Source organism: Obesumbacterium proteus, from assembly GCF_001586165.1.
Classification (GTDB): Bacteria; Pseudomonadota; Gammaproteobacteria; order Enterobacterales; family Enterobacteriaceae; genus Hafnia; species Hafnia protea.
This window is the reverse complement of record NZ_CP014608.1, coordinates 1859953-1884120: the sequence shown is the minus strand read 5'-3', so window position 1 is coordinate 1884120 and position 24168 is coordinate 1859953. Positions and strand designations below refer to the sequence as shown.

The following is a 24168-nucleotide window of genomic DNA, read 5'->3' as shown; positions in this document are numbered from 1 at the left end:
ACGATATTCCCGACTTCCTGCTCGCTTGCCATTACGATCTCCAGACATAAAAAAACCTGCCGGAGCAGGTTGTGACATTAAGCGGCCTTAGCCGGTAACTTCTTAGACTTGACCAGCCTTCTGCGACCAGAGAGCAATTCAGCCGTTCGTTTATCATCCGCGTCGATCACCGCGTCATACTCTTCCTTCGTGAACCCTTTCTCTTCTGGATACTTAGCTTTAAGCATAAGCTGGAACTCTGTCATGGTTAGCTGTTCAGCTTCGCCTCTAGGCATGTTGAAATGAGCCCGCGCCGCGTTTATATAATCGACCACTCGAAACTCTGCTGAATACTCATCTTTGCTTTCATGCTTTTGTAGCTTTCTGAGCTTGGCCTTACCGATAACACCATGCTCGATTAGCTCACGCGCAATGATGATTATCTCCCCAATCCCCATTTTGCCTTTGCGGTAGACGACACCTTTTTTACCGGGCCTCCACTCTCCAATCAGCAAGGTTAAATCATCGTCACAGCACGCCTGCATTATGCTCATTGCTGTAGCCAAGACGGGGCGGCCATATACGGGAGTCTTTATTGTTTTTAACAGCCATTCAGGGACCTTTCCCCATGCATCAGAGGCTTGTGAAATTAGCCTAAAAACCTCAAATCCATTCATGGTTGCGTGCGCAGCGACGATTTCAGACGGGGATCCGATTCTTGCCATGGCAACTAGGGAAGGCCGAAAGAAATAGTCCCTCTCACGGTCTGAAATAAGCATTTCGCCAATGTCGGTGATCGGTGTCATGTGAATTCCTTGTGAGCAGTATCGAGGGCATCATCGATACCCTCTGTAGTGCTTACTAAGCAGTTACTGTTGCCGCGTATACCGCAGACTTTGCGCCGTCGGTTGTGGTGACAGTAATGTTTGCCGTACCTGCGGCCACGCCTGTTACCGTTACCGTAGTTCCAGAAAGTGTTGCCGTCGCCTTTGATGGAGCTGATGACGTTACCGTGTATGCTTTATTGGTTGCGCCAGCAGGAGCTACATCAACCGTAAATGTGGTCGTTGCGCCAACGGCAACACTTCCACTGGTCGGAGTGACAGTTACACCCGTAACAGGAACTTCCTCTTCCAGATATTCGACAGTATCAGCGTCAGCCACCTTGAACTCGCCGGAGTAAGTTGCGATGTCAGATGCTCCGAACTCGCCAGACCATGAAGTCGCAGCCATATAGCCTTGGAGAACTACAGCATCTTCACCGGTGAAATCAAACTGAACCCAGTAAGTAGGCTGACGGCCAGATTTGGTTTCTGCCAATAGCTCTTTGGAAAGTTTGATTGGGCCAAAGTCGGTTGGCTTATCGCGCTTACGCCACTCACCATCAAAGCTGATCGTCAGATCCATGTTAGTGACAAGGTTCTCAACCAGACCCTTGGTATCGTCAGCCTCAGAAGTAACAGTGTTCATTGAATAGTCGATTGACTTGGTGGTCAGAGCGCCCATGCGCACGAACTCTGATTGTTCTGGGACTGTATCTGGGCAGCCTTCGGCAAGACGCAGAATAGCGACGCGGCCAATTAACTTCCCGTAATCATTCTGGCAATCTGCCATGGTTACTTACCTCTTTTGTTGGAAATAAAAAAGGCCGCCATAAGGCAGCCTGTTAGTTTTGAATGTTGTTATGCTGTGCAGCGGAACAAAAGTCTGATGACAGTTCTTCCCTCTTCCGTAGGTATTGGCGTTGGCATCCCGCCGAGATTGAAGACTGAATTGAGGCAAGAGTCCTCGGGGCTGTCTGTCACATGATCTAGAATGTCCTGTGCACGCTGAACTACAGTCTGAGCGTCATTCTTAGCGCTAACGAGAACAACCTGAACATTATCATCAGCACTCAGGTCTTTAACGCGTGGGGTGCCACCATTTGGCTGAAATACCATGTACTTCATGTTCCCAGTGTCACTCTTCTGCTCTACCCACTGCACCATCTGCACTTTGTATCCGTCAGTTAGCCCAGCATCCTCCAACCATTCGCGAAACTTAATGAAAACTGGTGTGCTCATAGGCTCATTTCCTTTTTCATCACAGCATCAATCCTTGACCGAGATTCTTCAAATGACAGCTTTAGGAATTCCTTCTTGGCCGTGGAGCGCCTGAAATTTTGCTTAACGTTGGGGTCGTGTACATACTGTGCGTAGCCAGCGGTATACCCAGCCTCGCCGATTAGCTTAGTTCCCTTTACATCAACGAATGAGTATCTGCTGTTTATCAGGTTTGACGTATTACCGATCGGCGTATAAAGCGCGGTTAGTTCCATGCCCACATAAAGGCCAGAGTACACCGCCCGAACAGCCTTTTTCCCCTGAATATCACCAATAAGCCTACTCATATTGGCTTTTGCCTTAGCGATACCCTTCACCTTAACGCCCATATCAGACTCCGGTTATCAATGCATAATCATCAGCAACGCGATCAAATGTGTCCGCATAGCGAATGATGTGCTTAATCTCATCGGCACCGGCGTCGATAGGGTTGGCCTCGGTAGAAACTCCGATCAGCAGGTAGTCACCCTCTTTAGCTTCTGCGTACTCAGTCCAAACGGTATCTTTCACCACGAACTCGCGGCCAACATCGGCATTACCGCGTTTAGAGTCGCCCCCATAGTCGCATGCAATAGTGAAAGGTGCGGCGAATGATGGCTTATTCCACTCATCAGTTCCGATGCTACGCCAGATTGTGGCTTGTGCGGTATAGCTCCAATTTGCAACGCTGCTCATCACAAACTCCAATTGATAAAGCCATTGACACATTAACCGCACCACTCATGCGGGAGCCTTCATCGTGGTGTTTAGTGTGTCTTGCTGGCATTAAGTAGCCGTTTAGTGACTCACCCATAACGTATTGAGAGTCATATTTTAAGAGGCCGCCAGTTCTTGTCATTCTCGCCACCTCTCGACCTTTGCACCGCTATCACGAATGCGCTTGCAGTTAATCACCCATTCACCTGATCTGTTCACATAGCCGGTGGTTTCACGTCCGGTATCGGTGAGAACCCATACGCGGGCGAAAGGTTTCGGACTGCGCTCTGTTACCTCAATCCACACCATCAGCAACCTCCGACAACGAGAAAGAGGCCAACACTGTTACCCGCACTAATCGGTAGCTCACTAGTACATCCGTTGGTATCGAGTTTCGCCAGCGAGTCTCGCAGCCAGGTGATACTGTCATCACCATACTCAAAGGAACGGGACGCACCAGACGGAGCACCCTGCGATTTAATACGGCGAGCACCAGAAGATGTAGCCATTAATGCAGCCGCATACATCAGGATGAGTTTTGCGGAGCAATCGTCATATCCCGCACCATTGAGGCACGGAATAATCTTGTTCACGACGCAGAGAATCGGCTCCAGTAGAGCTTTAGGTATGGAATAACCCAACTCACCGAGAAACTGTTGCACGTCTGCCGCTGTAATTGGGTTAACCATAGTTATTTACCCTTTTTCGATTTGGTAGTGGCTGGTTGCTCTGGTTGCTCTGGTTGCTCTGGTTGCTCTGGTTGCTCTGGTTGCTCTGCAGGATTATCGCCTGGCGTCGCTACTTCAAGCTCCTGCGCACCAACTTCTGCCACGATAGATACTCGACCAGCGAACGCTGCCGGTACATCTACTGCGACGAACTCGTGACCAACCGGAAGTTGCTGAAAAACACCATCAATCACTCCCCAGCAGCCAGCTTTCTCGACTTTTAACTTTTTCATGATCTCTCCCGTAGAAAAGGGGCCGAAGCCCCTTAGCCCTGTGCGTTGAATACTTTCGAGCGGCCATTAAAATCGCGCTTAATCTGCAGACCGACAGCACTCCAAACCAGAGTGTTGTAGTTGTCGAACGGATTTTGGCGCGGGATCATGAAGGTGCCCACTGGGGCCGCAATGCGTGTTTTGATGTACTGAGAGTTGCGCACATAGGCAATGAAGTGGTTGCCAGTCAGCTTGAAGGTCTGGTTAACAGACTCAATACGGCCGTAACGCAGGATATACTCCAGCACTGTACCTTCTTTAAATCCAGCAGCGTCGGAATATGGCTTGTTCAGGTTACGCATGATGTCAGGAGAGGCCCACAACTTAACCTTTTCCTGTACGTAATTGTCGTCAAGCAGCTTAGCAAACGGACCAGTGAAGAATGCGACGGTCTGGTCAGGTGTTGAGGTGGTCAGGTCGATGTTCAGTCCAGATGCGCTTAAATCTACTTGATTGGTATTAGCATGGTTGGTAATACCCGCGCCGACGTAACCTTTCACCTTCACCTTAGCGTCACCCGACAACATATAATCAGCCATGTCCTCACGGATGGCGGCAACATGCGCCTCCTGATCATCAGCCATAGCGTCTAGGTTCTCTGACTGCATGCCGTTCCACTCACGCCATTCGCGGCTATAGCCAGTGTTGAAGATTGGGATTGGGTCGCCAGCTTCATCGTAGATGACTTTATCCAACTCTTCCGGAACGTGACCGGTGAGGGTACGGTGAACCTTACCAGCATCACTTGATACTCGATACAGGGCGGCGGTCTTACCGATGGAGATCGGCGTACCAAGACCCAACAGGTCATCTAGCAAACCATTACCTTCGTCGTTACGGAATACGCGGGTAGTGATATTGTCCACTTCGCGCCAGTAATCTTTGGAGATCAGCGCCGATTGGTTAACCTCCAATGCACCACCGTACTGTGCAGAAATGTTGTTCTGGTTAACGTTGAAAGACTCGCGCTGCATCAGCAGCTGATTCCACGCCTGTTTCACCTGGTTATATTCGGTGACCAACTTCTTATTGAATACGATCATGCGGTTGCTTTCCCTGATTTGCGAACTTTCACAAGCTGAACTTCAGCGCCAACGGTGATTTTTTCGCGTGAGTAAAAGAGGACAACATCAGTGTCTGGAGCAGTTGATTTCTTGAGTGTGCCGTCACCAGAAGATACTAAGCCTTCGTTCTCCAGCAGTACCTCGCCGGCCTTAACTCTCATGTGATAATCAACATCGTCTTCACACGTGATTGCTGCGCCAGTGTCACCGGAAGGAACGGCATCACGAATATCGCCACCACCGATATAGTTATGCTGAAGTGCCAGAGCAACGCCTGCTCCACCGGCAGTAGAGTGAACTGCCAACTTCCCAGTGCTATCTAGCATCACAAGAGAGCCAGGCATAACATCAGCAGCCATGATTGCTTCAATGACCTGAGGGTCATTCTTACGGGCTGGGCCCGCGATTACGGTATGGAAACGAGGAGCGAGTGCCATTATTCAGGTGCCTCCATAGTGAGAATGTCGCTTTGTGCACTGTTGCCCTGGAAAGCAGGGTTAAGACCTGTGCTGGTCTGGCACTGTGAATACATGTCATTCAGCGCATCGCCTGAAAGCGAGTTGATCGCAGATTCGGTCATGAATGGGAATTTCGTCTTTACCGCTTCACGCTTCGTTTTTAGGTCTTTCTCGGCGTTGGCCTGCAATTGAGTTTTCAGGGTGCTGATTTCATCGGTCAGTGGTTTCAGAGCCAGATTGACAGCTGCGGTAATCGCTTCAGAGTTAATCTGAGGCTGACCAGGGTCACCACCTTCTTTCTTAAGCGCTTGCTTGTTATAGGCGTCCCAGACCTGATCGTCGGTCAGCCCCTCGGTTTTAACGCCTGCGGCATTGAGCGCGGCGATCATCTTTTCTTTCATCGGGTTTAGTTCCTTATTTGTGGTTTTTACTTCTTCGTACTCGGTTGGCTTGCGCACGACTTCTAGGGGATCGCCGACAAGCGTTACGACCTTGTCAGAGATGAGATACTTCTGATCGAAGAGCTTAGGTTTGGTGTTATCTCCATCCTCTTCGTAAACAAAATGGTCAGGCCAGACACTGACGACATAGCGCCACTTCTTGTCGTCCTGCTTGATTGACATACGTAACGCCTGGTAGATATCGTCGAAAGACATCTCTGAAGCGTTACTCATGAAGAACTTAACTTTGTTCCACCATCCGTCTTTCATGCTGTTGGCAGCTTCGACAATGCTGGCGGTTTCAACCTCACCCTCCTGTCCGTCAGCGTTAACGAACATACCCACGCCATCTTCCGGTGTGCCAGCGCCAGGCTCATCAAGCAGGATGGCGATATGGTCGAACTGCATGTTGTGAGCTACCCAGGAGTATTTCTTGCCTTTCGACTCCCCAGCCTTTTGCTCTTTGTTAAGAAGTAGCCCTGTAGAGAGATGAATCGGTTCTGAATTTGTCCCTGCAATCATCTCGTCGAGCCTGGCGATCAGGCGCTTACCATCTGGTTTTGTCTCGGCTACTGCCTTATTGACATAAACGTCATTAACCGTCTTATCCCCTGACTTACTGACGTTCTGAGCCCATGCACCGGCGTAGTAATCATTGACCGCCTGCGGGTCATTAGCGCTGACGTATTTGCCGTTCACCATCGGGTGGCCGATCGGCATTAACTTGCGCTCCATCGTCTGGTAACTGTTGTTAATCTCCTCCGCCGAGTACAGGCCACCATTCATCACGATGTCATCGACGATCGGGACCGCACCACGAATGACGTAGTGTTCCTGACCGTTGATGGTTGTCGTTGAGATGTTGGAGGCGTTGATGGCGAGGGATTTAACGTGGATGCTGGATAGCTTCACGTTGCGTCCTCATTGGTGGATTTCAGGCAATAAAAAAGGCCGCCTGAGCGACCTGTTTTACTTGATATTTCTACTTAAATTTTATATCCAGATAATCAATGGTTAATTTCTTGCTGGCATTAACATCAGCCCATGACCACTCACTATCATAAATTTTCTTCGGGTCTTGCCGTATCTCATCTGCAAAATTAGCGAGCGCATCAGCAATCATATCTGCCACCTCCAGAGAGGTTTTATCGAAATCTATTTCGCTGTCTTTTAGCATAACAACCTGTCCTTTAATCTCGCCATTAGATTGCAATGATTATACATTAAGCTGCTTCTGCTTTCGTCCACTGCTTGCGCTCTTTCGCCAACTTATCGACCAACCCTTCGTTAAATACACTACCGTCGTCGTTGAGCAGCACCGGAATCTGGCTGCAGTAGCAGTTATACCGGTTGCCGTTCTCAGCATAGAAGTCTCGCACCTCTTCAGTGGTGTAGACTTTTCCATGACGGCTGGCGTGCCAGAATCGCGTGGCTGGTTTGAGCGCTGACAGCCACAGGAGCCCAGTATTAAGACCTAGCCGTTCAGCGGCCCAGTCCGTTTCGTTCCATTGTGCCTGCCGAAGTGCGCCGACCTGCTCAGTCTGAGCGATGGTCTTGGCCTTCAACATACTGACATCGAGGCGCTTACTGATGACGCTGGCCGTCTCTCGCGGGTTAACGCCCCTAGCCACTGCATCGGTGATGATGTTGGTCAAATCGCCGCGAGCGGTATCGCTGATGACCTTCCAGTCACTGAATGTTGTCAGCCTTGCCGCTGCAATCTGGTTTAGATAACCAGGGCTGTTTAAAAGCTGCTGTAACGTCGTCTGGCTGGCGTACACCTGCGACTGCTGTGAGAGGTTGTTGAACGCCTCTAGCGTGCCGCGCTGTGCTTCTACGGCGACGAAATCCATCGCCCATAGGTTTTGTTCTCCGCCATCCAGCAGGTAATCGTCGAGAATGCCCTGCACCGCCTCTAGCAAGTCAGCCAGCTCTTGCGCCGACATGTCGTAGATGAACTTGCCAGCGTTGACTTGATAGAGCCGCATATCCTCGCCGTTATCGTGGCAAAGAAAGTGCCAGTTGTGGCTATTTACCTCTCGCTCTCTCCCTGTCAGGCGCTGGTCGAACAGAGCTTTCAGCGAGCGCTTGATGCCGAGATACCTTTCCTCGATATCACGAAACATTGCATTCACCTGCTTCGCCGAGCGCGTAGGGTCAACCTTACTGCGCGGAACTATCGGCAGGCCCACCTTTTCCTTCTGATCGGGTGTCATCGGCCAGTGGGTCATCGGTTATCACCTTCTCATCCGGTTTCTGTGGTTCTTGCGGCTCAGGTAGTGGGTCAAGCCCAACAATCTCACGCAACTCATTGGCCGTGAATGGTGGTTCACCACCATAGAAGCCAGATGTTTTCTGCACGATGTCGGCAAGCTTAGAAGCATTCTCGATTTTCTCTTTCTCGCCGGGTGCTAGCAGGTCGCTCCATGAGATGGTTACCTCGCCTTTTGTCGGTGGTTCAATAACTCCCAGCGTCCATAAGCGTTCAAGCAGTGCAGTGATGCGGTCAGTCAGGAAGCCATTGCGGCGAGTATTACGACGAATTGCCCAGTCTGTTTTATCCTCGTCGCTAGCCAATCGCCCGGTCTGCTGACCGAACAGAATTGTGAAAGGGATTTGCACTGAAGCTGCAAGTTCATTGGCCGTGACCTCCCATGTTGGACCAGGATCGCCCGGTGTCACGCTCAGAACGTGCATTTGTCCAGCCTGCATGACTGCCGCAGCGTCGGTGCCTCGGTTAAGCTTGTTAACCTTGTCGCCCATTGCTTCGCCGAGGTCGGCATATCCAGCTTTCTTAGCCTGGTCTGCCAGCGTGTTCATGTCGGTTTCTTTGCTGAACTCAACGGCAATCTGACGACTAGCGTTCTTAAGGAAGCCTTCTGCCCCACCACCGGATACTTTCTCAAGATCGAGGCCTTTGTTGTAGCCAGCTTCAAGCAGAGGGATGCCAGACAGGACATTGTCATCCTCGGAGCCTTCACAGAACAGAATTACGCGGCTCGGGTGTACCGGCTCCCCTCGCATCGGCCCAACGAAAGCCTCATCACCAACCGGCTGCTCGTTGAAGTTGAACATCTTAGGCAGTCCGAATGTTTCAGACTGCCTGTCATTATCCCACTCAGCGACGGTTAGCTGCGGCTCCCATACTGGAATAAGCTTAACCAGAGCAGCCTCACCCAGGCTTTTAACCAAGGCCGTGTCAACTTCCTGATCCCAGTCTCGATTATCTTTCACCTGCAGAAGCAACGCAGAATAACGCCCAACCATGTTACGGCGATCGGCGTCCTTCACCTTTGGCCACCACTTCTTCATAAATTTGGTAACGTTCTTTTCCCAGGCGTTTGTTTTTTTCAGCCTCCTGAGCTTCGTCACCATCAACGATGATTGGATAATCTTGCCAGCAACCATCAAGCAGACGATGCACCACAGCGAAGCCAGCGGCATTGCGGCGATACATGTTGTAGAAGTCGTTGAAGGTTATCGTGCGCGGATACCCAAATTCATGGTAAAGCGTCGGGCGCTTTGTGTTACCACCACCAATTCCAATGGAGTTAAGGTAATTAGCTCGCCGCATTTCAGTGGCGAGGTTGTTCACAGCCATCTGAAGGCCGTTATTTTGTTCGCTCACTGGCGATGCTCCTTAAAAGAATACTGTTCCGATCTGCTTGCGGTTGTTCTTCGCCACTGCGAAATAACGGAATCCGTCGGAACCGTGTGATGTGAAGTCATGAAGTGGTTTATCTTTCCAGCAGCCGCGCTTGCCATCCCACTCTTTGCGGTAACCTTCCAGATGAGATATGCCTTCTGAGCACTTATCTTCATCGAAGACGCAGCGCGGTAGGATTTCACGGACTGACTCAATGCCGGTATCAACACCAACCTTTGGCACGACTTTGAATGTCATCGTGTACATCTGCCCGTCAATCTCATAACCCTCTCTGGCCAGCTCGCGGCGAGACTTCGCATCAGAGCCAAACTCACGGTTATCGATGTCATGTGGGCCCCAGTGTTCGCCGTACTCGTAGCCTTTATCCTTCAGCACCTTCATGTAGTGCCTCAGACCTTCGCCAGAGTTCTCGTAGTAGTCGATGACATGGAACTCTTCACCAACTTCACGCACGAACCAGATAGCCGTGGAGTCGCCCACGCCGATATCCCAGAACGTGTGAACCGGTAGGTGTGAGTTGTCTGGTAGCTTGCCGATTCGGCCATTCTCGTACAGCCATCGGAATTGTTTGGCGTAATACGCGCCTTCAACTGACTGTTGGAATGCCTCAGAGGGTATCGAAGGATATTCACGCTTCATGTCGTCGCCGAGCGTTTTCTCTTTCGCGAGATACCACGCTTTCTGGCGCTCATTCAGCGCTATTCCGTACTTACCCTGTAGCTCAGCAAAGTATTCGCAGAGCCGTTCTGGTAGCTGCTCTACTGGGTCGATGGCATAGAGTGGATTCTTCCACCATGAGAAGAAGAAGAATTTCCAGTCGAGGTTAGATAATGCTTTCTTCTGTATCGCCGCTTTCTCTGCCGTTTGACAGTAGTCAAAGAAGTAGCCTGCGCGCCCCTCGGCAGTGCTCTCGATTGTCGTGAAGCAATCAGTGGATACCGCTTCGAAAGCACCAGTGACAATCTCACGGGCTTTGTCTGGATACTTAGCGCATATCTTCCCGAACTCGGAAACGTGTAGGTAGCGCAGTGTGCCGCCACGAAATGATGTGGATACGTAGAGCGAACCACCATTGTTGAACACCAACTCCCCAACAGAGTCATTCTTTGCTGGGTTAGCTTTCCTGATGATCGCTGGGAGGTTGTCATATGCGTATTTCACTTTCTCGCGAAATAGGCGCTTAGCATCATTCAGCGTGTGAGCTATCAGTGCACACTTTGCGGACTCAAATAGCGCCGCATCAAGCTGAACAATACAAACTAGAGTGGTAAATCCTAACTGACGGGCCTTGAGTATGATGTTGCGCGTGTGCACCCCATCAAAGTACTCAAGCTGCTCAGTAGTCATCCTGAACTTAACTTTCTTACCACTCTTATCGGTGATGTAATAAAGATTATTTAATCGCCAGAACCTGTTTTTAAGGTTCTTTTTCATCTCTGCAAAACGCTGGTTGATTGCTGACATTGATCACGCCTCTGATGATATCTCCCGCAGAAGCTCAGCCATCTCGTCATCAATGGAGTGTTTAGTTTCTAACTTATCGGAGAAGGCCTGAACGCTGATATGCTTGCCTAACAATTCGAGGTTCTTCACTTTATCAGGCCATTTGATTTTCTTAAGCAGAGAAGGCACATCGCCGGATGACTCAACCACGTCAATCCCTGAAAGAGTGGTTCTCCATACCTTGGGCCAATCTTTAATCGGCTTTAGCTCACCGTTTTCAAGCAGAATGTCAGCTACGTCCATCTGATCAATTTCAGCAAGGCGTTTTAGAACGTAAGCAGCATCAATGCCAACCTGCTCGTTACGCTCCTGCTTAAGCTGAATAATACGTTCGGCAATGTTTGGTTTTGTTAGGTTTTCACAACCAGTTGCTCGGGCAGTTTTCTCACTGTACCCCGCACGAATGGCCGCTTGTGTTGCGTTCAAATCAACGAGGTACTCGCGACAAAACATTTCTTGTTTGTCGTTGAGCGCCATAATTACTCCTGAGTTTCTTCCACTACCGGCTTGAATGTGATCTCACTCAACTCATCAGGCTGAATGTATGTCCATGAGCCGTCATGTCCTGCAATAGCAAACAGACCGTTAACCAGTCTTGGTTCTTTTGTTGTCATGATGCCTTCGTATGTGGTTCCGTCTTTCTTTGTTGCTTTGACGTTGTATTTATCAGCCATTGGCGAACATTCCTCTAATTTGTGAGCATCCGCCCTCGGGCGCCATGTGAACTTATGCTGCAATATCGTGTGCTCTCAGTGAAAACACACTGTATTGCTCCATGATTCTTCTGCCACGGTTCATGTAACCGCCATGAGAGCGAGTGGTATTCGCTCGGCATTGGTCGTTATTGATGTCTCTGTACGCTAGCGGCTAGGAGAGGCACCGGTTATTGCTAATACAGAGATGCTGCGACAACCCTACGCAATTTGATTTGGTTAGCCAGACTCGCCCCGCTTCGCAGAGGTGCTAACTGACTTCATTCTTCCGCTTTACTTGGATTACCGTATCGCTTTTCGCCTGTGCGCTTTAGCACTCGTAATTGAAGATTTACTGCGCGAATAATTTCCTTAGCCGCTGCCACCCTTCCCGTGTCGAGAAGATCAAATGCGTTCCCCATGACCTCTTCTATGTAATCAATACGGTTGTATTCAGATTTGGTCATTGAGCTCACCTTTGGGTATCGTTAGCAGCCCATATTCATCCCTGTCGCCAATATCTTCTAGCATGTCGCCAAATCCATGAACTAAGGCGTTCATATATTTTATGCCGCGCTTGCTTAGCTCTGGAACTTTACCGCCGCATATCACTGCGCCTTTGGCTGGAGTGGGATCAAATTTTTTCAGGAGCTTTGAGTAAAACTTTGCTCTATAGCTACTTGTCATTCGGTCTTTTGGATATCCGTCGAGTAGACCCCATAAGAATGAGTCGCTTACTTCAATATCCCCAGTTTCATATCGGTAGATTGGACGACGCCATAATGCCATTAGATGAAGCAAATAAGCCTCTGCCACGCGAGAGCAGAAGAAATCACATGAGGTTTCATTACTCATCATGGCTTTCCCTCCGGCAGACCGGGGATCGTAACCTGAATCTCTTCAGCTAGTAATTTACGCTGAGACTCCAATTGGTTTTTCTCACCACCAACACCCCATTTGTTCATTATTCTGGCGGCAGTACTCACGCGACGCTTTTTAGACTGATATTTAAGCTCTAGCAGGTTTGCCTGAGCAAACTTACTAACCTGCCCTAATATCACGCTTCTGAATGTTTGATATACCTTCAATTCAAATGCTGGAGATAACCAAGCTGCGTATCTGAGAGCAATAAGCTCATGCGCCCACGTACCTCGCTCGGAGCCTCCATGAATGGTTCTAAGTATTTGATTTTGTTCCAAGGTGCTTTTTAGCTCCTTGGTCACTTCATCGACATAACCCTTGATACCATCTGCTTTAAGGAACTTACTTGGCTTTTGCCAAAGCTTGGCCTTCTTAGCCGCCACTGCCGCCTTGTGTAAATCATTAAGATTGTAAGTACCAAATTCTGTATTTCGAACTGGCATATTTTCGATAACAATATTCGTTGGATATTGCATGATGACTTCCTTTTAGTGATAAACCTTGCGCTCAGGAAGAACCAGCCCGTAGAGGGTTCATCAGACCACTGCTGATCTCCTCAAGGCTTATCCTGAAAGGTTCTACGGTAGAATTGCGCCGAGCGTGGCGCTGATGGTTTACTTCAGTTGTAAAAAAGCCCCACCGAAGTGAGGCTATAAAGTGGTAACGGATGCTTTACCCTGATAAATCAGGAGATTTAAGGGTTCAAGCCTTTTTAGCTCTTCTTCCCGCATGGTCACCTCCTATTATTTTAAGTACTGGGCGTGGGTATAGATCTGTAATTCCTAGCCGAGCTTAGCGCGAACCAGAGCATCTTTAGCTTCAAGTAATTTGCGCAGACCTGCTGATTTTTCAGCACCATCAGCCAATGACTCATCCATCAGTTTTGCTAGCTCGCCGATTGGCTTGCTAACTTCCTGTAGATGAGCTGGAAGATGTTCATATGCGAAATACTTCATGATTGGTGCAGCCATTTTATTTCCTCTGAATGTAAAAAGCCCCACCGAAGTGAGGCTCTATTGGCACTGTGTGCGGATATAACTCTGTAACCCGTTAATCATTGTTTCGGATTGTTTGATTCGTTCGACGAGACTGAGATAATTGCGTTCAAACTCTGCATCATATCGGGGGCTGGTTGCATCAGGCTTGCCGGTGGCGGCGGTGGTTTCGGGCAGCTTTGGACAACTGGCCGCGATGCGCAGCCGCTTAGTGCCAGTGTTAAGGCCAACACGAAGAGTTTCAATTTCACTTTTTGCATTAGCTAATTCCTGAGTGACTTTGATATCGAGCTCGGCGGCCTGTACTCGTTGCCGCTGGATGTTTTCGAGGTCTGCTTTCTGCTGATTGGATACCTGAGTGATTTCTTTCAGTTGGGTGTTTAGCGACTGCATCTGGCTTGTCGTGTACCACATGCCAACTAGTAGAGCGATGATGATCGAAAGTAACGCGGTGGTTAACTTGCTCATTCATCCAATCCCCAGCACGCCAGCGCACTTTCCTGATCACGTCTCTCCACTTGACCATAACAGCCATTCTTTTGGCCTTTTGTCAGTCGGCAGTCACGTCCACCATCTTTAATCCACCAACGGATTGCCTCACAAGCACCTTTCCGATCGCCTGAATTAAGTCGCTTATAGAACGTTGAAGGGAAACATTTACCGGGGCCAATGTTGTAAGGACAGAATGATGCAATGCCTGCTTTCTGTGGTTCGGTAAGGGGGGACGTGAATATTCCGCTCTACCCAAGCTAATGCCTTGTCGCGTTCTATGGCGTTTACTTGGTCGCATTTGGGCTGCGTTAACTTCATTCCCTGAACGACTGGCTTACCATCAACCATCGTTGCACCACGGCATATCGTCCAGACTCCACCGCCATCTCGGTACGCTGTTAGACTGTTTCCTTCTTTCTCATTGAGAAACTGGTCAAGCAATACCGGAGCCGATGCACCTGATACGATGAGGGTAATCATTGCCGCGCTTAATTTATTTCTCAGGGATGGATTCATTACTCACCCCTTGAGGCTTTGCGCCGGTCTTCTTTTACCTTGAAGTAGAGATTCGCTAGAAACGTCAGGAGGCCAAATAGCAGGCTTCCAAGAACGCCAAACGCTGCCCACTGTTCAGGTGAGAAGCCATCAAGGAGTTGTTTAAGCCAGAATAAGGCGCTACCGCCTGACGCTCCGTAGGAAATACCTGTTGTGATTTTGTCCATACGTAGCATCGTCTCACCTCCCCGTAGGGTTAGGCGCTGTGTAATTAATTAGGGAATAGCGTCACCCGTATCCATGCCAGACAAGGAATGTGTGAGTGCGGTTGGTTGGTTTTGGATGACGCTAAATGCAAGAAAGCCCCGCACAGTGGCGAGGCTTGAAATTGATACCGACCTTCCAGCCGGTTAGGTGGTGATAGCAGTCAATGAGACGAACTTACCCACTGTGCGATTGTTTTTCTGGCGTCGCACCGGTTATCCAGAAAGCAAAAAGGCCAGCGATTAAGCTAGCCTTTTCTTTGTTACTGCGCTCTTTCACTTTTGCTCCCGAGCATGCACTAAAATATACACTTTCATTTCCCAAAATCAAGAGAAATAGAAAATATTTTTACTCATGCTGCATTTTGAAGTATTTCCTTCTCCATTGCATGCTTCATTGCATAGTACATTTCCTCTTCCAGTATCTCTTCACACCAGATAACCCGCTTTCGGCAAAATTGAACATCTGCACCAGTGATGTATGAAATCATCCGTGCAATGTCTTGCGGGCATTTGCGATCGCAATATCGTTTAATAGCTACATCGCGGATCAGGCTTCCACGCTTAATTGCTTTCTTCATGACTGACTCAACAAAAGCGGCATCATCTGATTCTTTGGCGAGAGCGATGATGTTGCTTGCTGAGGATGCTGGTATCACAATTTCACGGGACTTCTTGAACAACTCTTCACCTCGATAACCTTGCTTGTGAAGACTGTTCACCACTTCAACTATCCGCTCAGACTGTGTTTCGCTCCACTCTGAACGAACCATTAATCGACCAATTACGTTAACGCATCCTGAAGGAGCATCATCACCGCCGAGGTAATGGCCCCAGAGCGACAACATATAGCGCGTCCACACTCGCTGTGATGGCGTGATGGTCTTCTTCCCTCGGCACCAGAGTCGTCGTAAATCTGCCTGTCTAAATACCATGGGCAGTGTGTAAATCGCGTCTATTGGTCTCATCGCTTACCCCACCTATTTTTCCCGCAATCCCCGCGAGCTGTCATGAATACGCCATTCACTATTGCGTGGTGCTTGGCCTCTTTGTCGTGAATGTATTTGGATATGGTTTCTCTGTTGATGTGCAGCCGTCGTGCTAGCTCGCTCTGATTGCCGTATGTATCGACTAGCATGTCGGGTATGGTTCGGATTTCGGCATTCATATCCCCTCCAGTTCGGTGATGACTACTTCCAGCTTTCCGCCCTTCACCATCTCACCGCGCCGCACCCTGAAATCATCAATCTGCTCGTCGTCTTCCATGAATCCAGCATGCACAAGCGAATCAAAGACAGCCTTTTGCAGGTTGTCTAAGTCTCGGCGGCGTTTGTCTGGTACGTGGGCGGTGATTGAGAATTTGAGTCTGGAGGTGGTGTTAATATCGAGGTTTTGTTGCTGGATGATGGTGATAATGTTTTGTCGGTATTTTGTGCCTTTCTCGCTGATGTAGTGCCGTTGCCTTGCGTGTCGCCAATATGTGTTTAGGCTCGGCGGGTACGGCAGCGTTAGCCGGTATTCCTTCATAGTTTTAGCTTTCCCTCTGCAATCAGCGCGGCCTGAGTTCGTATTACTCCCTCAAGGTGTGCCATATGCGCTTCACCAGCGTCTGTGCGCCTTGTCCTGCGGTCTATTTCATCGTGACATGCAGAGCATGCCCAAGCGCCGAATAAGTCGTTAGGCTTCATCCCTACGCCGCATAATCCAGCCATTCGAAAATGAGCCAGCACTACCGTCTCGCTGTTACCGTTACATATGCCGGGTAAACGCACTTGGCATTCTCGGCCTTGGGCTTCTTTCCGAAGGTTAGCCATTGTTATCTCCTATCTGGATAACGGTCAGGCCGTGACCAAACACCGCACCTGTGTCGATATAGCGCTGATTGAAAAAATTCATGGGGCTGCGAGCTGGCGTGTGTCCAAAAATAAACTCGTCCGCACCGGTAATGTTGCAGCCGATCCCGTCCATTGCGTTACTCACCCGCTCTCGATTCCAAACCACATCATTCTCATCGACACGTTTGCCAAATATGTATTCGTTTGATGGGTAGTCTGCATGGGCTATCACATAGCTCTTGCAGGGGAAATTGACTTCGATAATTAGCGGTAAACTTTCCGCGTATGCGATTAATGCTTTAGCGAGAACCTCTTGGTCATAATCGAGGTAAAAGAACCAGCCACCGCCATTAGCCAGCCAGTGATTTACATTGCCGGTGCCGTTTAATGCCTGAATAGCCATCTGCTCATGGTTACCGCGTACAGCTCTAAACCATGGCTGAGTAATCAGGTCTAGGCATTCGACGTTCTGCCCACCACGGTCGATTAGGTCACCAACTGAGATAAGCAGGTCTGCGTCAAAGTCGAACTCAATCTCTTCGAGGTGCGTCATCAGCATGCCGTGGCAGCCGTGTAAATCGCCTACTACGTAAACCTTTCGATATTCAGTTCCGTTAATGCGGAGGTATATCCCTTCGCGCGTTTCGCCTTTAGCCATTCTCACTCTCCTTCATCATCAGGTAGACGATCATGGCGGCACGGAGGGGGTTGATATCTTTATATCTAAATGACTTTCCATCACTCATGACATTATCAGCTACCCACTCATTGCTATGTGCTATGTATTCCTCTGATTCATCTGTGAATTTATAATGAGGACTAATACTTATAAGGGATTCACAAATAATCAGCCATGCGTCTGATGGGTTGTTGCAGGGGTTGAATGGGTTTCCGTTCGATGGCCTGTATCCATTAACGAAATGCTCCCTAGTTTGCCAGATCGGACCCCGTTCGCTTGGTTCAATGTCATCATCAAATTCGTCCTCTGCATCAAGGAAGAAGAAGTGTTTAGTCATACCAAGTGCATTGGCAACTTTGCAGTTAATCTCAAAGTCGCTCATCTTGCTGTAATCAGTCATGTCTATTCCTCGCTCGCACTCTCAGCCAACGCACATCATGCAGGTGGGCGCTGTAGTTGAAAGTTACTGTTGATATGGGTTGTGGTTTACTGCGTGGAGTGGATTTGTTGAAGATTAAGTTGTCTATCGCTATTTGTGTCGGACTTCGCTGTCGCTTCATGCTGCTGAACTCCTGTTGTGTTGTTGAGCCCAGCGCATCGCGGCTATGGCATCATCACCGAACTTAACGTTATGCTCTGCACCAAATGCCTGTATCAGCTCTATCAGGTCACGCATTTCACCCACAGTCATTCGACTAGTTGATTGCCCAAGCACAACGAACCCGCCCTCAATGCCAGGCGCCGATCGCTGACCTTTGAGTGATGCAGTGAATATGTGCTTCCAGTCTTCACTGCTGAGAGTTAAACCATGCCAAACGACTTGCTCACTGATATCGTTAAGCATTGCCCATAGGCGCGCATTCTGGTCTAGGGTTCTGGTTCGCTCTTGGATGGTTACTACGAGGGGTGAATCTGGATTGACTGGGAGTGACTGGATGAACTGTATGGCGTTTTGCTGTCGGTGTCGGTCTATCAGAAAATAGGCCTGTTTATTCATCACTCCCCCTTAACCTTGATGCCAGCTGCGCGGATCGCCTTGCGTACGGCGATGATAACCTTATCCTTCCCGTCCTCATGACCCATGGCATAAGCACCTTCTTCACCATCTTTCCATGTATCATCGTTGGCTTCAGGCCAGTCAATATCTAACTCCACCGCCTCGCGGCTTGCTTGCCATGCCTCCCATGCCACCCTATCTTCGTGCAAGGTGTAGGTTCCGTCTTGCTCAACACCTACATTTAAAACATGAGGCTGAGCGCGTAACCACGCTTCAAACTGTTCACGACTTGTCATGACAGGCACCCCTAGCTGTATTCATTTTTGAAATCAATTTGTTAATTTCATCTTTTTTTTCTGACGAGATGTTTTGAACATGGGATTTAATTAACCTATCGAATCCTTTGCTAATCTCTCGCATCACAAGTTTTAGAAAAAATACTTTTAACCATCTTGGAGAGTATGGGCTTAGCCCTATATTCTTTAAAAATATCAATTTTAACTTATTCATGACTATCTCCATCTCCGTATAGCGGTAAATAAACACACCTGTAAACAAACTGAATAAACTCGCTCAGGAATACATTCCATTCAGGATCAGGGGTGTATCCAGCGGCTTTATCAACCATAAACTCAATACCGTTGCGCGGTTTTCTCGGCCTGTATACGCCGTAGATGCGCTCAAAGTTTGAGATAAGCTCATCTTCCTCTAAGCTAGCTTCAATCGCTTGGCTTAGGCGCGGATCTGTTATCAGGGTGAGCTTGATGCAATCTGGTAGGCTTGTCATGACTATCTCCTAAAAGTATTTGGCTCTGAAGCCGCAAGCGTTGCCCTTGTCCATAGCCCAATTTACGGTGTCCAGATCCCGAGCTTCAGCAATAAGACTAGATATTGCCGTTTGTGCTCGACGAACCAATCCACGATTAATCAACTGCTCGATTTCCTGCTTCTTGGACCCGATGGTTACTGTATTGTCTTTTGCTGTAATGACTGTTTTCTTGCGGATTGGCGGCTTGGTTTTTGCATGTTTTGGTGCTTCTGGGATTCCATACAGATAGTGACCGCGATCCCCAGTCTTTGTAAGCATTCCGATTCTGGCTAGATATCTCAGACTTGAGTTAACTTCTCTGACGCTAAATCCAGTACCTCTGCATATTTCCCCCATTGGAGACGCGCCGTGCTTTTCGATGTGGGAGATAACCGTTCTAATTTTTGACATCACGCAGCTCCTGAGCTTCTGTTTCAAAGGCATCTGCTCGCCAAGAATCAACGCGATCAACCATTCCATCGTAGTGCGTCTCACATGATGTGAATCCGTGATACGTGAGGCCGTCGCCGTATTCGAGATGCTGGTGACACATGCAACACTTGCTCATTGCTGACCTCTGCGCGGTAGGTTTAGCTTTTTGCGAATATCTGCAATTTTCTGTAGCCCAGCTTCATTGCTGATCGGAATGTGTAGCTTTTCCAACTGAACAACCGGCTTTGGTATTTCTTCACCAGACTCAATGCGCCGCCCCATGATCACCAACTCTTCAGTGCAACTCTTGCGGAGTTCTGATTCAGACTGGTTCTTGCCGCGCATCTGCGAATATAACTTTGTCACCATCCAGTACGCCGCGTTGCTAGGCCACGGATATGACTCGGGTGACGAATACAATCCACGGTTAGCGCAGTACTCCATCACTAGGCCATACAGCTCTTCGCTACTTGGCAAGCCGTTAGCTTTCAGAACACCTTGTTTGCACCATGCGATGAATTGACCGGGTGAAGGCCAGAACGGAGACTCACTGGATCGGGCGTGTTGCATACCTGCCGATAGCTGCTCTCTGGTTCGGATTCCATTTTCAGCGAATGCAGCAATCCACTGTTTTTTTGCTGCGTTCTCGTCTTCAGGTCTACGCAGGTTGGTTTGGCTTGCCGCTGGAAACACCTGTTTGAGTTGGCGAAACAGAGCGTCAACCAAGTTTTCAGCATCAGGATTCACTACCCCCTGCATTGCTTGTGTAGCTGGGTTGGACATTCTGGCCAGCGCCGAACCATCTCGGTTTGCGATAGCGCTCATCAGTCGATGTGTCATATGAAATCCTCCCATGACTCTTTGCTGTTCCAGTGCGGTACCGGATCAGCGCTTGGTCGTTGGCTTCGGTTTGGTTTGCCCATCTGGGCAGATAGGGTTCCCCATTTTTTCCGCAGAGCTGCTGGGGATAGGATATTTGAGCACCAGAACGAATCTCGGTTTGCCCAGAGGAATAACTCACAAATCTCTTTGTGCGTTCGGTTATCTTGTTGTCTCATCAGTCGAACTACGTTTGCCCAGTCTGCCCAGTTAGGCTCTTTGGCTGAGGCATCAACCACGCAGACCTTCTCGTAAATCCAGCGACTAGCCCTGTCATCCTCCTGAGTCCCCCACTTGGCTCCAGTGGCTGAGTAAACAAACGCATCTGGATGAGCTGAGAGAAACTTTTCCAAAGCGGCGTTTGAGGATTCGCGAGAATTCTCAGACGATAGTCTTTTAATATTATTGTTATTACCTTCTTGTTCATGATGTGCGGGTTTATGTGCGCCTTTATGTGCGGCATCACTGCCGGAAGCCGCGCCATCACTGGGTTTGTTATGTGCGGGTTTATGTGCGCCTTTATGTGCGGGTAAATTGTCTGTTTTTTCGGCATATTCAGCGTAATTTAGAATGGTTATCACCGTCCCTTTTCGCTTCTCTCCGTCCACAGAAATCATCCCTTCCTTGACGAAAAAGTTCAGCATCCTAACCACTGCATCACGACTGGTTGGCTTCCCATTTCTATCACAAAGGGAAAGCCCTAATTCAGCCGGTGTCACGACCAGTTGACCGACTTGAAGATCCCATAGGTTACCTTTGAAATTAACTGTACGGGGCTTTCGCTGAGCCCCTAATAACAGGTCTTCCCAGAGAGTGCGAAGGAATACATCCTTTGACCATGATGTCTTCTTAACGCTTCGGTACAACGGGACATAACCAAGCTTCTGGTTTTCCATCCGGTTGCTCCTGCGCTTACGTTCAGCATTAAAGTCAAAGAGCTCAGCTGTAGACATTGCCTCCCCCTTTGCTGTTTACACATTTAGAATGTGGTGCCATAATTACTCCTGTGAATTGATCCAGTACTAGAAAGTCATAGTGATCTGAGAGTCGTCAGCTGTTACCGCAGTTGGCGACTTTTTCTTTTGTGGCAATACCGATTCCACAGCCTGACGCGCTACCTCACGAATCAAACTGGTTTCCCATACCTTCTCTAGCAGTACGAACATCGTTGCCATGTCGCGGATATTTAGGCGGCTTACTTTCGATTCGTGCCACCCTGCTTCCTTCGCTAACTCTCGGTTAGTCTTCTGCATCATCCGGCAGCGGAGTTCTGTCTCCACTTCATTGATGCGCTTGCTATAACTTGCATGTTCCATTTGTGATACTTCCTTTGTTGAATAAATAGTTACACCACCGGTTAGGTGGTTGGGGTTTCCCCACATTGCGGCAGGGAGGCTATGACTGTTAAAGAGCGGTGTTGCTTAAGCTGCTAAGCTTGTTTTATCTGGGTTTGCTGCGTTCAACAGCCACTCAGAAGTGAATTTTCCATTTGAGGCATTAGCTAACAGCTTTGAATAATTGGTTTTACCTGTGTACTCGGTACGGGGAAGCGTCCCCTTTACAGCCCATTTATGAACTGCCACAACTGATAAACCGCATAACTTAGCTGCTGCTGTCTGCCCGCCAACCGCATTTACTGCAATTTGTACAGGGTTCATAAGCATCCTTATTAACTAAATTAACTTCGGGTTAAGAATATATCTTAACTGACAGTTATGTCAATTCTTTGGATAATTAACGCATGGTTAAAAAAGACGATGTGAAAGAGGCGTTCTCTCGGAGACTTGATGCGGCTTGTTTAGATGCAGGCGTGGCAGGTAGGGGATTGCCCGGAAGAATTAAAGCAGCCCTAAAAAAACAGGGTATTGAAATTAGCGAACCCGCTATCTGGAAGTGGAGAAATGGAGCGGCAATTCCAGACTCAACAAACATCCTTGCGCTTAGCCGGTGGCTGAATGTTAGGGCTGAATGGCTTGAGTATGGAGTAGAACCTATGAGCCAAGATGCAGCTATAGCTCAAAAAGAACCAGATATGCCTCCACAGAACCAGTGGAGTGGCGTTGACGTGTGGGATAGCGATACACCTCTCGGTGATGATGAGGTGGAGATCCCTTATTTCAAAAGTATTGAGCTAGCAGCAGGACACGGATGCGTGAATAACGAAGACCATAATGGATTTAAGCTTAGATTCTCTAAAGCAACACTTCGTCGCGCTGGCGCAGATCCAGCCTGTACCATCGCTTTCCCAGTGCATGGGCACAGCATGGAACCAGTAATCCCAGAGGGAACTACGGTAACTGTTGATCTAGCCAATAAAAGAATTATAGATGGGGCTATTTACGCAATAGACCATGGTGACCTATTGAGAGTTAAGCAATTATTCAGATTGCCAAATAAGAAGCTAAGCATCAGAAGCTACAACAAAATAGACTTCCCAGATGAAGAAGCCGATCAAGATAGCGTTGAAATAATTGGTCGAGTAATTCATTACTCTGTGATGCTAGTCTAGTAACACCCCGCCGCCGAGCGGGGTTTTTATTGCCCTCACTCCTTCATCGCCTCCGCTGCCATTATGTACGTCGCCCTTCTCTTCTCGTCATACTCTATCTGAGCGAAAGATTCCAACATCGAAATGATGTATTCCTTCTTCACCTCTTGCTTGTAAGACACCAAATTCAGCGTTGCCTTTCCCACCGCTTCGCATAGGTCGTTATAGCCGATCGCGTTCTTTTCCATATGCCCTCCTTTTTTTTGCTCACTTTACCACCAAAAACAGCCCAGATATCCAATCATAAAAAATAAAACATCACTAGGTTCATATAGTTAACTTATAAACTTAACTTTATTAACCATTGGTTATTGACTGAAAATAACCACTGGTTAATAATCTACTCCATCAACACGGCAGGACGCACTAACCAACAGGAAGTTGGATGCTCTTTAACAATCAGAAGGTATGCCGAGAGGTGTACACCAAAGTTAAGTTGGCTTTGGCGGTGATGTGAATTGCAGGGCTAAGACCCAAACAGAAGATAAGCATCTGGCGCATCACAGCCAAAGCTAACTAACGGAGAAATCCATGAACGCAAAACAACGCTGCAAATTACGTCGTTTAGAGCGCCGTAGTGAAGAAAGAAATTCTGCCAATGCAGAGCGCCGGTTGGCAAGCAAAATCGCTACCACGCTCTCTGGATGCTCAGAGAGAACAGTAAAAGCACTATCACTACAGACACCGAGAGCTGCTAAAGAGCTTGAGGTTGAGGTGAAACGAAGTAACCACCGTATTTGGTACAAAGACACGAACCCGCTTGGTAGCAAGATTCATGCGGTGCAGAAATCACGCGGGAAGAGCATTCCCTTAATTTAGAGAGGTAGGTATGAGCGGTACAAAAACCATGAATGACTGGCTAAATGAGGCCAGAGCGCCGAGATTTGAAGATCGCTGGTACTTCAATCGCCGAGTGATTTGCGCAGATGGTTATAGCGTGTCAATTCAGGCTAGTGATTCTGCATACTGCCAGCCTCGAAGCGACTTTAAAGATATTGCTATGTATCACTCTTTTGAGCTTGGATTTCCGAGTGAAAAAGACGAAATCATTATGGATTGGTGTGAAGACGTTCAAGATCCGACAGGTACCGTTTACGCTTATGTCCCTCGGAATGTCGTTGAGAAGTTGATTGAGAAACACGGTGGAATTACAGCTCTACATGAGAGTGTGGAAGCAGATTAACAGGTCGCTTAGGCGGCCTTTTTTATTGCCTGAACAAGGG

Annotated in this window: 42 protein-coding genes and 2 pseudogenes; 3 read left to right on the top strand and 41 right to left on the bottom strand. The window is 48.5% G+C overall.

The annotated features are described in order from the left end of the window. Positions 1-77 precede the first annotated feature (77 nt). The 40 genes and pseudogenes from DSM2777_RS08750 to DSM2777_RS08560 all read right to left on the bottom strand — a co-directional run bounded on the left by DSM2777_RS08750 (position 78) and on the right by DSM2777_RS08560 (position 22055). Positions 78-785: a DUF6246 family protein gene (locus tag DSM2777_RS08750; protein WP_061553717.1), complete on the bottom strand. Its 708-nt coding sequence runs from the start codon at positions 783-785 to the stop codon at positions 78-80. 55 nt (positions 786-840) lie between these two features. Continuing rightward, positions 841-1593 (bottom strand): Ig-like domain-containing protein, encoded by a 753-nt coding sequence (locus DSM2777_RS08745; RefSeq protein ID WP_061553716.1) that lies wholly within the window; start codon positions 1591-1593, stop codon positions 841-843. A 68-nt stretch (positions 1594-1661) separates the two neighbouring features. After that, positions 1662-2042 (bottom strand): phage tail termination protein, encoded by a 381-nt coding sequence (locus DSM2777_RS08740; protein WP_061553715.1) that lies wholly within the window; start codon positions 2040-2042, stop codon positions 1662-1664. Then, positions 2039-2410, bottom strand: coding sequence for a hypothetical protein (locus DSM2777_RS08735; RefSeq protein WP_061553714.1), 372 nt, complete (start codon positions 2408-2410; stop codon positions 2039-2041). Before DSM2777_RS08735 ends, DSM2777_RS08740 begins: the two co-directional genes overlap by 4 nt. A gap of 1 nt (position 2411) precedes the next feature. Then, positions 2412-2756, bottom strand: coding sequence for a hypothetical protein (locus DSM2777_RS08730; protein WP_061553713.1), 345 nt, complete (start codon positions 2754-2756; stop codon positions 2412-2414). 159 nt (positions 2757-2915) lie between these two features. Continuing rightward, positions 2916-3086 carry a hypothetical protein gene (locus DSM2777_RS24660; protein ID WP_061553712.1) on the bottom strand — a complete coding sequence of 57 codons (171 nt, stop codon included), beginning with the start codon at positions 3084-3086 and terminating at the stop codon, positions 2916-2918. After that, positions 3086-3466, bottom strand: coding sequence for a DUF7370 family protein (locus tag DSM2777_RS08720; RefSeq protein ID WP_061553711.1), 381 nt, complete (start codon positions 3464-3466; stop codon positions 3086-3088). Before DSM2777_RS08720 ends, DSM2777_RS24660 begins: the two co-directional genes overlap by 1 nt. Before the next feature lie 2 nt (positions 3467-3468). Then, positions 3469-3738, bottom strand: a complete 270-nt coding sequence (locus DSM2777_RS08715; protein WP_061553710.1) for a hypothetical protein — start codon at positions 3736-3738, stop codon at positions 3469-3471. Between the two features lie 32 nt (positions 3739-3770). Next, complete coding sequence (locus DSM2777_RS08710) at positions 3771-4820, bottom strand: major capsid protein (protein ID WP_061553709.1); 1050 nt, start codon at positions 4818-4820, stop codon at positions 3771-3773. After that, complete coding sequence (locus tag DSM2777_RS08705) at positions 4817-5278, bottom strand: hypothetical protein (protein WP_061553708.1); 462 nt, start codon at positions 5276-5278, stop codon at positions 4817-4819. Before DSM2777_RS08705 ends, DSM2777_RS08710 begins: the two co-directional genes overlap by 4 nt. Beyond that, positions 5278-6651: a hypothetical protein gene (locus DSM2777_RS08700; protein ID WP_061553707.1), complete on the bottom strand. Its 1374-nt coding sequence runs from the start codon at positions 6649-6651 to the stop codon at positions 5278-5280. The genes DSM2777_RS08705 and DSM2777_RS08700 overlap by 1 nt, the downstream gene beginning before the upstream one ends. 70 nt (positions 6652-6721) lie before the next feature. Then, the gene (locus tag DSM2777_RS08695; RefSeq protein ID WP_061553706.1) at positions 6722-6916 is read right to left on the bottom strand and encodes a hypothetical protein; all 195 of its coding nucleotides are present in this window, start codon (positions 6914-6916) and stop codon (positions 6722-6724) included. Between the two features lie 46 nt (positions 6917-6962). Further along, positions 6963-7970, bottom strand: a complete 1008-nt coding sequence (locus tag DSM2777_RS08690; RefSeq protein ID WP_061553705.1) for a phage minor head protein — start codon at positions 7968-7970, stop codon at positions 6963-6965. Next, a pseudogene (locus tag DSM2777_RS08685) lies at positions 7903-9367 on the bottom strand (DUF1073 domain-containing protein). Before DSM2777_RS08685 ends, DSM2777_RS08690 begins: the two are co-directional and overlap by 68 nt. Positions 9368-9379: 12 nt before the next feature. Then, complete coding sequence (locus DSM2777_RS08680) at positions 9380-10840, bottom strand: terminase large subunit (RefSeq protein ID WP_061555361.1); 1461 nt, start codon at positions 10838-10840, stop codon at positions 9380-9382. A gap of 33 nt (positions 10841-10873) precedes the next feature. Further along, positions 10874-11386, bottom strand: coding sequence for a terminase small subunit (locus DSM2777_RS08675; protein ID WP_061553704.1), 513 nt, complete (start codon positions 11384-11386; stop codon positions 10874-10876). 2 nt (positions 11387-11388) lie between these two features. Beyond that, positions 11389-11583, bottom strand: coding sequence for a hypothetical protein (locus DSM2777_RS08670; protein ID WP_061553703.1), 195 nt, complete (start codon positions 11581-11583; stop codon positions 11389-11391). Between the two features lie 299 nt (positions 11584-11882). Continuing rightward, entirely contained in the window at positions 11883-12068 is a 186-nt protein-coding gene (locus DSM2777_RS08665; protein WP_061553702.1) for a hypothetical protein, read from the bottom strand. Beyond that, positions 12055-12459 carry a hypothetical protein gene (locus tag DSM2777_RS08660; RefSeq protein ID WP_061553701.1) on the bottom strand — a complete coding sequence of 135 codons (405 nt, stop codon included), beginning with the start codon at positions 12457-12459 and terminating at the stop codon, positions 12055-12057. Before DSM2777_RS08660 ends, DSM2777_RS08665 begins: the two co-directional genes overlap by 14 nt. Further along, on the bottom strand, positions 12456-12998 hold the full coding sequence (locus DSM2777_RS08655) for a KilA-N domain-containing protein (RefSeq protein WP_061553700.1): 543 nt from the start codon (positions 12996-12998) through the stop codon (positions 12456-12458). Before DSM2777_RS08655 ends, DSM2777_RS08660 begins: the two co-directional genes overlap by 4 nt. Before the next feature lie 306 nt (positions 12999-13304). Then, positions 13305-13493 (bottom strand): hypothetical protein, encoded by a 189-nt coding sequence (locus tag DSM2777_RS08650; RefSeq protein WP_061553699.1) that lies wholly within the window; start codon positions 13491-13493, stop codon positions 13305-13307. Positions 13494-13535: 42 nt separating this feature from the next. Beyond that, positions 13536-13985: a lysis protein gene (locus DSM2777_RS24430; protein WP_043494640.1), complete on the bottom strand. Its 450-nt coding sequence runs from the start codon at positions 13983-13985 to the stop codon at positions 13536-13538. Next, positions 13982-14525: pseudogene (locus DSM2777_RS08640) on the bottom strand (lysozyme). Before DSM2777_RS08640 ends, DSM2777_RS24430 begins: the two are co-directional and overlap by 4 nt. Then, positions 14525-14740, bottom strand: coding sequence for a class II holin family protein (locus DSM2777_RS08635; protein WP_061553698.1), 216 nt, complete (start codon positions 14738-14740; stop codon positions 14525-14527). Before DSM2777_RS08635 ends, DSM2777_RS08640 begins: the two are co-directional and overlap by 1 nt. A gap of 380 nt (positions 14741-15120) precedes the next feature. Beyond that, entirely contained in the window at positions 15121-15615 is a 495-nt protein-coding gene (locus tag DSM2777_RS08630; protein WP_156088273.1) for a hypothetical protein, read from the bottom strand. Positions 15616-15731: 116 nt separating this feature from the next. After that, positions 15732-15935: a protein ninH gene (locus DSM2777_RS08625; RefSeq protein ID WP_061553696.1), complete on the bottom strand. Its 204-nt coding sequence runs from the start codon at positions 15933-15935 to the stop codon at positions 15732-15734. Beyond that, complete coding sequence (locus tag DSM2777_RS08620; protein ID WP_061553695.1) at positions 15932-16294, bottom strand: RusA family crossover junction endodeoxyribonuclease; 363 nt, start codon at positions 16292-16294, stop codon at positions 15932-15934. Before DSM2777_RS08620 ends, DSM2777_RS08625 begins: the two co-directional genes overlap by 4 nt. Beyond that, on the bottom strand, positions 16291-16581 hold the full coding sequence (locus DSM2777_RS08615) for a DUF1364 domain-containing protein (RefSeq protein WP_025796672.1): 291 nt from the start codon (positions 16579-16581) through the stop codon (positions 16291-16293). Before DSM2777_RS08615 ends, DSM2777_RS08620 begins: the two co-directional genes overlap by 4 nt. Continuing rightward, a complete protein-coding gene (locus tag DSM2777_RS08610) occupies positions 16574-17260 on the bottom strand; it encodes a metallophosphoesterase (protein WP_061553694.1) in 687 nt (228 codons plus the stop codon). The genes DSM2777_RS08615 and DSM2777_RS08610 overlap by 8 nt, the downstream gene beginning before the upstream one ends. Next, positions 17253-17681 carry a phage protein NinX family protein gene (locus tag DSM2777_RS08605; RefSeq protein ID WP_061553693.1) on the bottom strand — a complete coding sequence of 143 codons (429 nt, stop codon included), beginning with the start codon at positions 17679-17681 and terminating at the stop codon, positions 17253-17255. Before DSM2777_RS08605 ends, DSM2777_RS08610 begins: the two co-directional genes overlap by 8 nt. After that, complete coding sequence (locus DSM2777_RS24425; RefSeq protein ID WP_096080455.1) at positions 17674-17841, bottom strand: NinE family protein; 168 nt, start codon at positions 17839-17841, stop codon at positions 17674-17676. The genes DSM2777_RS08605 and DSM2777_RS24425 overlap by 8 nt, the downstream gene beginning before the upstream one ends. Continuing rightward, positions 17838-18278, bottom strand: a complete 441-nt coding sequence (locus tag DSM2777_RS08600) for a recombination protein NinB (RefSeq protein WP_061553692.1) — start codon at positions 18276-18278, stop codon at positions 17838-17840. The genes DSM2777_RS24425 and DSM2777_RS08600 overlap by 4 nt, the downstream gene beginning before the upstream one ends. Continuing rightward, entirely contained in the window at positions 18278-18574 is a 297-nt protein-coding gene (locus DSM2777_RS25225; RefSeq protein ID WP_061553691.1) for a phiTE_015 family protein, read from the bottom strand. Before DSM2777_RS25225 ends, DSM2777_RS08600 begins: the two co-directional genes overlap by 1 nt. Beyond that, positions 18561-18788, bottom strand: a complete 228-nt coding sequence (locus DSM2777_RS08590) for a hypothetical protein (protein WP_061553690.1) — start codon at positions 18786-18788, stop codon at positions 18561-18563. The genes DSM2777_RS25225 and DSM2777_RS08590 overlap by 14 nt, the downstream gene beginning before the upstream one ends. After that, positions 18781-19065: a hypothetical protein gene (locus DSM2777_RS08585; RefSeq protein ID WP_061553689.1), complete on the bottom strand. Its 285-nt coding sequence runs from the start codon at positions 19063-19065 to the stop codon at positions 18781-18783. Before DSM2777_RS08585 ends, DSM2777_RS08590 begins: the two co-directional genes overlap by 8 nt. Before the next feature lie 9 nt (positions 19066-19074). Then, on the bottom strand, positions 19075-19566 hold the full coding sequence (locus DSM2777_RS08580; RefSeq protein ID WP_156088275.1) for a hypothetical protein: 492 nt from the start codon (positions 19564-19566) through the stop codon (positions 19075-19077). A gap of 84 nt (positions 19567-19650) precedes the next feature. Further along, complete coding sequence (locus DSM2777_RS08575; RefSeq protein ID WP_061553687.1) at positions 19651-20358, bottom strand: replication protein P; 708 nt, start codon at positions 20356-20358, stop codon at positions 19651-19653. After that, a complete protein-coding gene (locus DSM2777_RS08570; RefSeq protein WP_074399222.1) occupies positions 20355-21350 on the bottom strand; it encodes a replication protein in 996 nt (331 codons plus the stop codon). The genes DSM2777_RS08575 and DSM2777_RS08570 overlap by 4 nt, the downstream gene beginning before the upstream one ends. 69 nt (positions 21351-21419) lie before the next feature. Further along, the gene (locus tag DSM2777_RS08565) at positions 21420-21713 is read right to left on the bottom strand and encodes a CII family transcriptional regulator (protein WP_061553686.1); all 294 of its coding nucleotides are present in this window, start codon (positions 21711-21713) and stop codon (positions 21420-21422) included. 105 nt (positions 21714-21818) lie between these two features. Then, positions 21819-22055, bottom strand: a complete 237-nt coding sequence (locus tag DSM2777_RS08560; protein WP_020303617.1) for a helix-turn-helix domain-containing protein — start codon at positions 22053-22055, stop codon at positions 21819-21821. An 83-nt stretch (positions 22056-22138) separates the two neighbouring features. Here DSM2777_RS08560 and DSM2777_RS08555 point away from each other — a divergent pair, with 83 nt between their 5' ends. Further along, positions 22139-22906, top strand: coding sequence for a LexA family transcriptional regulator (locus tag DSM2777_RS08555; RefSeq protein WP_061553685.1), 768 nt, complete (start codon positions 22139-22141; stop codon positions 22904-22906). A gap of 35 nt (positions 22907-22941) precedes the next feature. Here DSM2777_RS08555 and DSM2777_RS08550 read toward each other — a convergent pair whose 3' ends face one another. Beyond that, complete coding sequence (locus DSM2777_RS08550; protein WP_046450308.1) at positions 22942-23133, bottom strand: hypothetical protein; 192 nt, start codon at positions 23131-23133, stop codon at positions 22942-22944. A 343-nt stretch (positions 23134-23476) separates the two neighbouring features. Here DSM2777_RS08550 and DSM2777_RS08545 point away from each other — a divergent pair, with 343 nt between their 5' ends. Both DSM2777_RS08545 and DSM2777_RS08540 read left to right on the top strand, forming a co-directional pair. Continuing rightward, positions 23477-23764: a hypothetical protein gene (locus DSM2777_RS08545; protein ID WP_061553684.1), complete on the top strand. Its 288-nt coding sequence runs from the start codon at positions 23477-23479 to the stop codon at positions 23762-23764. 10 nt (positions 23765-23774) lie between these two features. Then, positions 23775-24128 (top strand): hypothetical protein, encoded by a 354-nt coding sequence (locus DSM2777_RS08540; protein ID WP_061553683.1) that lies wholly within the window; start codon positions 23775-23777, stop codon positions 24126-24128. Positions 24129-24168 lie beyond the last annotated feature (40 nt).

Excerpts from the sequence above, each read along its gene's own strand:
- DSM2777_RS08710 (WP_061553709.1), bottom strand. The coding sequence starts at position 4,820 with ATGATCGTATTCAATAAGAAGTTGGTCACCGAATATAACCAGGTGAAA.
- DSM2777_RS08680 (WP_061555361.1), bottom strand. The coding sequence starts at position 10,840 with ATGAAAAAGAACCTTAAAAACAGGTTCTGGCGATTAAATAATCTTTAT.
- DSM2777_RS24660 (WP_061553712.1), bottom strand. The coding sequence starts at position 3,086 with ATGGTGTGGATTGAGGTAACAGAGCGCAGTCCGAAACCTTTCGCCCGC.
- DSM2777_RS08600 (WP_061553692.1), bottom strand. The coding sequence starts at position 18,278 with ATGAATAAACAGGCCTATTTTCTGATAGACCGACACCGACAGCAAAAC.
- DSM2777_RS24430 (WP_043494640.1), bottom strand. The coding sequence starts at position 13,985 with ATGAGCAAGTTAACCACCGCGTTACTTTCGATCATCATCGCTCTACTA.
- DSM2777_RS08615 (WP_025796672.1), bottom strand. The coding sequence starts at position 16,581 with ATGGCTAACCTTCGGAAAGAAGCCCAAGGCCGAGAATGCCAAGTGCGT.
- DSM2777_RS08655 (WP_061553700.1), bottom strand. The coding sequence starts at position 12,998 with ATGCAATATCCAACGAATATTGTTATCGAAAATATGCCAGTTCGAAAT.
- DSM2777_RS08695 (WP_061553706.1), bottom strand. The coding sequence starts at position 6,916 with ATGCTAAAAGACAGCGAAATAGATTTCGATAAAACCTCTCTGGAGGTG.
- DSM2777_RS08675 (WP_061553704.1), bottom strand. The coding sequence starts at position 11,386 with ATGGCGCTCAACGACAAACAAGAAATGTTTTGTCGCGAGTACCTCGTT.
- DSM2777_RS08650 (WP_061553699.1), bottom strand. The coding sequence starts at position 13,493 with ATGGCTGCACCAATCATGAAGTATTTCGCATATGAACATCTTCCAGCT.
- DSM2777_RS08630 (WP_156088273.1), bottom strand. The coding sequence starts at position 15,615 with ATGTTGTCGCTCTGGGGCCATTACCTCGGCGGTGATGATGCTCCTTCA.
- DSM2777_RS08745 (WP_061553716.1), bottom strand. The coding sequence starts at position 1,593 with ATGGCAGATTGCCAGAATGATTACGGGAAGTTAATTGGCCGCGTCGCT.
- DSM2777_RS24425 (WP_096080455.1), bottom strand. The coding sequence starts at position 17,841 with ATGAAGCGACAGCGAAGTCCGACACAAATAGCGATAGACAACTTAATC.
- DSM2777_RS08715 (WP_061553710.1), bottom strand. The coding sequence starts at position 3,738 with ATGAAAAAGTTAAAAGTCGAGAAAGCTGGCTGCTGGGGAGTGATTGAT.
- DSM2777_RS08570 (WP_074399222.1), bottom strand. The coding sequence starts at position 21,350 with ATGTCTACAGCTGAGCTCTTTGACTTTAATGCTGAACGTAAGCGCAGG.
- DSM2777_RS08635 (WP_061553698.1), bottom strand. The coding sequence starts at position 14,740 with ATGCTACGTATGGACAAAATCACAACAGGTATTTCCTACGGAGCGTCA.
- DSM2777_RS08590 (WP_061553690.1), bottom strand. The coding sequence starts at position 18,788 with ATGAATAAGTTAAAATTGATATTTTTAAAGAATATAGGGCTAAGCCCA.
- DSM2777_RS08550 (WP_046450308.1), bottom strand. The coding sequence starts at position 23,133 with ATGGAAAAGAACGCGATCGGCTATAACGACCTATGCGAAGCGGTGGGA.
- DSM2777_RS08620 (WP_061553695.1), bottom strand. The coding sequence starts at position 16,294 with ATGAAGGAATACCGGCTAACGCTGCCGTACCCGCCGAGCCTAAACACA.
- DSM2777_RS08540 (WP_061553683.1), top strand. The coding sequence starts at position 23,775 with ATGAGCGGTACAAAAACCATGAATGACTGGCTAAATGAGGCCAGAGCG.
- DSM2777_RS08690 (WP_061553705.1), bottom strand. The coding sequence starts at position 7,970 with ATGACCCACTGGCCGATGACACCCGATCAGAAGGAAAAGGTGGGCCTG.
- DSM2777_RS08580 (WP_156088275.1), bottom strand. The coding sequence starts at position 19,566 with ATGGAATGGTTGATCGCGTTGATTCTTGGCGAGCAGATGCCTTTGAAA.
- DSM2777_RS08705 (WP_061553708.1), bottom strand. The coding sequence starts at position 5,278 with ATGGCACTCGCTCCTCGTTTCCATACCGTAATCGCGGGCCCAGCCCGT.
- DSM2777_RS08670 (WP_061553703.1), bottom strand. The coding sequence starts at position 11,583 with ATGGCTGATAAATACAACGTCAAAGCAACAAAGAAAGACGGAACCACA.
- DSM2777_RS08730 (WP_061553713.1), bottom strand. The coding sequence starts at position 2,756 with ATGAGCAGCGTTGCAAATTGGAGCTATACCGCACAAGCCACAATCTGG.
- DSM2777_RS08720 (WP_061553711.1), bottom strand. The coding sequence starts at position 3,466 with ATGGTTAACCCAATTACAGCGGCAGACGTGCAACAGTTTCTCGGTGAG.
- DSM2777_RS08665 (WP_061553702.1), bottom strand. The coding sequence starts at position 12,068 with ATGACCAAATCTGAATACAACCGTATTGATTACATAGAAGAGGTCATG.
- DSM2777_RS08585 (WP_061553689.1), bottom strand. The coding sequence starts at position 19,065 with ATGACAAGCCTACCAGATTGCATCAAGCTCACCCTGATAACAGATCCG.
- DSM2777_RS25225 (WP_061553691.1), bottom strand. The coding sequence starts at position 18,574 with ATGACAAGTCGTGAACAGTTTGAAGCGTGGTTACGCGCTCAGCCTCAT.
- DSM2777_RS08660 (WP_061553701.1), bottom strand. The coding sequence starts at position 12,459 with ATGATGAGTAATGAAACCTCATGTGATTTCTTCTGCTCTCGCGTGGCA.
- DSM2777_RS08625 (WP_061553696.1), bottom strand. The coding sequence starts at position 15,935 with ATGAATGCCGAAATCCGAACCATACCCGACATGCTAGTCGATACATAC.
- DSM2777_RS08740 (WP_061553715.1), bottom strand. The coding sequence starts at position 2,042 with ATGAGCACACCAGTTTTCATTAAGTTTCGCGAATGGTTGGAGGATGCT.
- DSM2777_RS08605 (WP_061553693.1), bottom strand. The coding sequence starts at position 17,681 with ATGACTGATTACAGCAAGATGAGCGACTTTGAGATTAACTGCAAAGTT.
- DSM2777_RS08560 (WP_020303617.1), bottom strand. The coding sequence starts at position 22,055 with ATGAACCCTGTACAAATTGCAGTAAATGCGGTTGGCGGGCAGACAGCA.
- DSM2777_RS08565 (WP_061553686.1), bottom strand. The coding sequence starts at position 21,713 with ATGGAACATGCAAGTTATAGCAAGCGCATCAATGAAGTGGAGACAGAA.
- DSM2777_RS08545 (WP_061553684.1), top strand. The coding sequence starts at position 23,477 with ATGAACGCAAAACAACGCTGCAAATTACGTCGTTTAGAGCGCCGTAGT.
- DSM2777_RS08555 (WP_061553685.1), top strand. The coding sequence starts at position 22,139 with ATGGTTAAAAAAGACGATGTGAAAGAGGCGTTCTCTCGGAGACTTGAT.
- DSM2777_RS08735 (WP_061553714.1), bottom strand. The coding sequence starts at position 2,410 with ATGGGCGTTAAGGTGAAGGGTATCGCTAAGGCAAAAGCCAATATGAGT.
- DSM2777_RS08750 (WP_061553717.1), bottom strand. The coding sequence starts at position 785 with ATGACACCGATCACCGACATTGGCGAAATGCTTATTTCAGACCGTGAG.
- DSM2777_RS08575 (WP_061553687.1), bottom strand. The coding sequence starts at position 20,358 with ATGACACATCGACTGATGAGCGCTATCGCAAACCGAGATGGTTCGGCG.
- DSM2777_RS08610 (WP_061553694.1), bottom strand. The coding sequence starts at position 17,260 with ATGGCTAAAGGCGAAACGCGCGAAGGGATATACCTCCGCATTAACGGA.